This window comes from Nonomuraea bangladeshensis (assembly GCF_039529455.1).
Lineage (GTDB): Bacteria > Actinomycetota > Actinomycetes > Streptosporangiales > Streptosporangiaceae > Nonomuraea > Nonomuraea bangladeshensis.
The window spans coordinates 1-1,034 of sequence record NZ_BAAAMV010000041.1; the positions used below are offsets into that span (position 1 = coordinate 1).

1 pseudogene is annotated in these 1,034 nt (G+C 62.8%); it reads left to right on the forward strand.

Annotated elements, in window-relative coordinates:
- Positions 1 to 50: 50 nt before the first annotated feature.
- Positions 51 to 1,034 (forward strand): annotated as a pseudogene (locus tag ABD292_RS48840) (DNA-directed RNA polymerase subunit beta); the annotation flags it as partial.

The following is a 1,034-nucleotide window of genomic DNA, read 5'->3' on the forward strand; positions in this document are numbered from 1 at the left end:
GTCTGGCGTGCGTGTAGTCAGTCCGCCGCGAGCCCTCGGAAGGACATCTGTTGGCAGCCTCGCGCAACGCCTCCGCCGTACCCGCTGGTCCCCGTCGCGTGTCTTTCGCGCGTATCCAGGAGCCGCTCGAAGTTCCTGACCTTCTGGCCCTGCAGACCGAGTCTTTCGACTGGCTGCTCGGCAACGACAAGTGGAAGGCCCGGGTAGAGGCGGCTCGTCAGGCCGGGCGCAGGGACGTCCCGACCCAGTCGGGCCTCGAAGAGATCTTCGAAGAGATCAGTCCGATCGAGGACTTCTCGGGGACCATGTCCTTGTCGTTCCGGGATCACCGGTTCGAGCCGCCGAAGTACTCCGTAGACGAGTGCAAAGACAAGGACATGACCTACTCCGCCCCGATGTTCGTCACGGCGGAGTTCATCAATAACACCACTGGTGAGATCAAGAGCCAGACGGTGTTCATGGGTGATTTCCCGCTCATGACGCCGAAGGGCACGTTCATCATCAACGGCACCGAGCGTGTCGTGGTCTCGCAGCTGGTCCGCTCGCCCGGTGTGTATTTCGAGCGCACTGTGGACAAGACCTCCGACAAGGACCTGTACGGGTGCAAGGTGATCCCGTCGCGGGGTGCCTGGCTGGAGTTCGAGATCGACAAGCGTGACAGCGTCGGTGTGCGTATCGACCGTAAGCGCAAGCAGGCCGTGACGGTGCTGCTGAAGGCGCTGGGCTGGACGAACGACCAGATTCTGGAGCGGTTCGGCCAGTACGAGTCGATGCGGGCGACGCTGGAGAAGGATCACACGGCGGGTCAGGACGACGCGCTGCTGGACATCTACCGCAAGCTGCGGCCGGGTGAGCCGCCGACCAAGGAGTCGGCGCAGACGTTGCTGGAGAATCTGTACTTCAACGCCAAGCGGTACGACCTGGCGAAGGTGGGCCGCTACAAGATCAACAAGAAGCTCGGGGTCGACGCGGAGATCACGCAGGGCACCCTGACCGAAGAGGACATCGTCGCCACGATCGAGTACATCGTCCGG